General features: G+C 73.9%; 2 protein-coding genes. One reads left to right on the top strand and one right to left on the bottom strand.

Annotation, left to right across the window (positions count from 1 at the left end; translation table 11 throughout):
* Positions 1 to 3,488: hypothetical protein (locus ML01_RS26410; RefSeq protein WP_216819294.1), on the bottom strand; the 3,488-nt coding region annotated here is incomplete at its 3' end.
* 192 nt (positions 3,489 to 3,680) lie between these two features.
* Between ML01_RS26410 and ML01_RS26405 the strand changes: the two genes are divergently transcribed.
* A partial coding sequence (locus tag ML01_RS26405) for a hypothetical protein (protein WP_156428027.1) occupies positions 3,681 to 4,528 on the top strand: 848 nt, incomplete at its 3' end.

Genomic DNA, 4,528 nt, shown 5'->3' with positions numbered 1-4,528 from the left:
TAGTCGGCCAGCGCCGCCGCCGGGCCGTGGCCGCCGGCGGCCTGCTTGGCGTTGCCGCGGCTGCCGTAGGCGCTGGCCAGGTCGTTGCGCAGTTTCACCTCCCAGCGCCCGTCGGGCTCCAGCAGCCGGCGCAGGTCCTCTTCGATCTTGATGGCGGCGTCGTGGTCCGCCAGCGCCGCCGCCGGGCCGTGGCCGGTGGCGGCCCGCTTGGCGGCGCCGCGGTTGCCGTAGGCGCTGGCCAGGTACGAGCGCAGCGCCACCTCCCAGCGCCCGTCGGGCTCCAGCAGCCGGCGCAGATCCTCGCCGATGGCGATGGCGGCGTCATAGTCGGCCAGTGCCGCCGCCGGGCCGTGGCCGCTGGCGGCCTCCTTGGCGGCGCCGCGGTTGCTGTAGGCACCGGCCAGGTCTTTGCGCAGCTCGACCTCCCAGCGCCCGTCGGGCTCCAGCAGCCGGCGCAGGTCCTCGCCAATGGCAATGGCGGCGTCGTGGTCCGCCAGCGCCGCCGCCGGGCCGTGGTCGCCGGCGTCCCGCTTATCGAGGCCGCGGCTGTCGTAGGCGCTGGCCAGGGCATTGCGCCAGGTGGTGTCGCCGGTGCGGGCCATCTGGCGCGCGTGTAGCAGCCAGCAGGTGTTGCCGACGATGGCGGCAGGCAGGTCCATTGCCCGGCGGCTGGCCTCGGCCTCGATCCGGATCAGTGTGATGAGCCGACGGTTGCCGGCCACCGCATCGGCCTGCTCATCCTCCCCGCCGAGGATGGCGTGTGCCAGGGCCTGCCGCAGCAGCAACGGGCGTGTCGGTGCGTCGCCGGCCTCGGTAGCGACCGCCGGCGCGCCTTTCGGCACACCGTGCTCGGCCCCCGCGTCCTCGGCCTCGGGCGCCTCACCCGCCAACGCCAACGCCGCATCGGCCAACCGCCGATGGATCGCCAGCAGCCGCGGGCCGAGGTCCGGATGGCCCTCCAGCGCGTCGGTGAGGCCCCGCACGCCGAGCCGGTAGTGGGCGGAGGCGCCGCTGCCGGCGCGCCAGGTGCCGAGCACCGGGCGCAGGCGCAGCAGCAGGTAGAGCAGCTCGGCGTGGCCGTCGGCGCCGGTCTGGTGGGTCAGGCCCGCCAGCACGTCCAGGTCCAGGCCGTGCCAGTCCTGCTCCAACTCCGGCGGCCACTCGGGTTGGCTGATGAGCCAGGTGTGGGCGCGCTCGGCGGCGGCCAGGGTCAGCACCAGGGTCAGGGCCAGGTCGGCGTGCTTGGGGCCGAGGTCGTCCCGGAGCTGGTCGAGGTAGCCGTGGAAGAGCTCGGCGCGGGCGGGCAGGGGGCGGATGGCGGCGGGGTCGGCGGGGATGCCCTGGTCGCGGATGCGGTCGATGAGGAAGGCCAGATACAGGAACAGGCCATCGGCCTTGTCGACAACGGCTTGGTACAGGGCGTCGAGGCGCTCGGCGGCCGCGGTGCGGGCCGCGGCGGGCGCGGCGCCTCGCTCCACGGCCTCGGCCTCCAGGCGCGCGGCGGCGCCTGCGAGCTCGCGATCGAAGTAGGCGCGCAGCAGGGCGCGATAGCCGGGGTCGTGCAGGTCCGCCACCCGCGGTGCCAGGCCGCCGGCGCGCAGGTGCTCGGTGCGCTCGCGCACCCAGGGCGGGCAGCCCTCGGCGTCGAAGGGGCGGGAGGTGAACAGCAGGTAGGTGCGCTCCGGCAGGGCCTCGGGCCGGGGGATGAAGTCCAGCAGGCTGCCGGCGGCGTCCGGCGGGCGCAGCTCGTCCAGGCCGTCGAGGCAGATCAAGAGCGGGCCGTCGAAGCCGGTGCGCGCCCGCGCGAGCCGGCGATAGGCGGCGAGCCCGGCGGCGAGGGCGGCGGGCTTGTCCGCGGCCTGCTCCTCGATTCGCGGCAGGCGCTGCTCGTTGTCGTCCGCCAGGTCCAGGCTGCGCTTGAGCTCGGCCTCCAGCAGCGGCAGCAGGCGGGCGGGGCCGTAGCTGTACTCGCGGCGGATGAAGACGGCGGCGACGCGCGGGGGCTCGCCGGGCAGCAGTGGCGCGTCGTCGAGGTGGGCTTGCAGGCCGTGCACGAACAGGCTCTTGCCCACGTGGCCCGGGGCCTGGAGCCAGAGCACGCCGCGGTCGTTGCCCGCGATGAAGTCCCGCAGCGGCGCGCGCAGCCAGTCCGGGGAGAGGTAGCGGGCCTCGAAGGCCAGGGTGTCGAACAGGGCCAGGGTGCTGGCGCGGCCGAGGCCGAGCGGCCCGGGGTCGTCCTCCGCCGGCGGCGGCAGCGGGCGCCGACCGGCATGGCGGTGCAGGTCCGGCACCTGGTGCCAGTGGCGCGCCATGCGGTGGCCGCGGCGGTAGTCGAGCAGGTCGAAGCGGTGGGCGCGGCGGTCGTGGCCGTTGAAGAAGAACAGGTCCCGATAGCCGCACAGCACGCAGACCCGTGCGGCCAGATGGGGCGCCAGGTCCAGGGGCTCGGCGTCGGGCTGCTGGAGCAGCACCGGGGCCGGTTGCAGGCCGTCTGCACCCGGGGCGTCGCGATGATCGGGGATGCTCGCGGCGCCCACCAGCGGGATGCCGTCGCCGCCCGGCAGGCGCACGGCGAGGGTCAGCCCGCCCCAGGGGGCTTGGCCGACGGCCTCGGCCAGGGCCTTGTTCAGCGGCGTCGGCTTGGGATGCTTGTCCATGCCGATGCTGGCCCACTCGGGCCTCGGCAGGTCGCCCAGGAGCCAGTGACGCAGGGTGGCGACGATCTCGGTCTGATCGCGTCGCCAGGCGCCGTGGCCCTCGCGGTTGCGCAGGACCACCTGATCCAGCAGCGCCTGGGCGAAGAGGGTGGGCTTGCCGTCGGCCTTCAGGATCAGCCGAACCAGGCCCAGCACGGGTGGCGCCGACGGCTCTCCGGCGGCGTCGCGCAGGCCCGGCGCCAAGTCCTCGCACAGCAGGTCACGCCAGGTGCCCATGGCCGGGGGCGGGTAGCCGTAGAGCTTCTCGTGCACGCGAGCGGCAAGGGGGCCGTCCGGGTCGCGTCGCTCGGCCTCGGCGGCCAGGGCGGCGGCGGGCAGCTTGATCAGCACCTCGGCCAGGTCCCGCAACTGCCAGAGCGCGGCGGCGGCGTTGCCGGCGGCGAGCAGCTCCCCGAGTGCGCGGGCCTCGTGGGCGATGGGGCCTGGCCAGGTGTCGATGAGGGTGGCGAGCCAGGGCTGGCGGGACCAGTCGGCGCCGAGGCGGCGGCAGGCGGCGGCGGGGGCGTTCAGCTCGGCCACGCTCAATGCCGCATCGGGCAGCGCCGCCCGGCGTAGCAGGCGCCGGACGGCCGTCGACAGTCGCTCGCGGTTGGCCGCATCGGCGATGACGTCGGCGAGGCTCGGGTCGTCCGGCGCATCGAGCAGGGCGCCGCCATACCAGCCGCGTTCGGCGAAGGTCGCCGCGTAGTCGCCGAGCCCGAGCTCATCGAGCCAGGCGGCGACAGCCTCGGCAGTGGCGATCGCGTCGAGGGGGTGGGTGCCCTGGTGCATTCCGAGCTCCTTAAAGGTTTGCCCCTATGCGCTTTTCGGTGATGATACCTGCCTGCTGGCCAGAATTCGCCCTTGCAACGTCACGATCAAGGCGCGAGCGGTCGGGCACCGCTGCCCTGCTCGGGTCTGGCTGGCCGAGTTAGGCCCGAGCCTGCCGACAACTCGGTCGCTGCGCCCTGTTGCGAGGAGCCGATGGAAAGCTGCTACCCTTTCGAAACCCGTCTAGAACCGCTCGCCAACTCCGATCAGGGCGGCTGGAGCATCTTGCTCGTCAATCTCTATCAACGCGTGCAGCCCGGGGTGGGGGCTTGGCGCGGTTTCGGCGGGGCTCGGCTGCATCGGCGAGTCGATGCCTATCTTGAAGTTGCGCGCGGGCTCGGCTGGACGCTGCACCCCTATCTGCGCCAACCCCATGGCGCACGGCTCCGAGAGCGCCCGTTCGACCCGTTGACGGCACTTTCACCGAGTACGCACGACGCGCTGTTCGGCCCGCGGCAGAGCTTCCCGACGCAGCCCATCGTCGCTGCCGATGGCAATGCCGCTGCTGACCCGGACGGGGAGCGCGAGGCGCTGTTGCGACGCCTTGACCGCAGGGCCGCGGGGTGCCCGCACCAGCAACCGGTGCTGCTGACGCGCACGCCGCCCGGAGAGAGGGCGGGGGAAGAGCCCGGCGCGCTCGACGGCGAGCTTGCCCTGTGTCTGAACCCCAGCAAGCATCAGCCAGACGTGGACGCAGCCTGCTCCACCGTGTTTCGCATCCAGTGGGCGGATCTCTGGCTATTCGCCGATGCCAGCGGTCTCGTCTCGACTCACAACGCGCTGCTCGCGCTCAAGGTGGAGCCATTGCGGGTGTTGGCGGCGCGGGGGGCGGCGCGGGAGGTTCGGGTGGGTGATCTGGCCGAGCTAAACCGGGCGTTGCGCGACCTGGACCGCGGCGAGCGCGGCGCCGCCTGGGTGCGACCCGCCGGCAGCGACGTCCAGCCGGTGAACCTGTGGAGCCTGATCCTCGAGCACTGGCTCGGTGTCGCAATTGATCAGCG

This window comes from Thiohalocapsa sp. ML1 (genome assembly GCF_001469165.1).
Taxonomy (GTDB): domain Bacteria; phylum Pseudomonadota; class Gammaproteobacteria; order Chromatiales; family Chromatiaceae; genus Thiohalocapsa.
The sequence above is the reverse complement of the archived record's forward strand: the minus strand, read 5'-3'. Positions and strand labels throughout refer to the sequence as shown.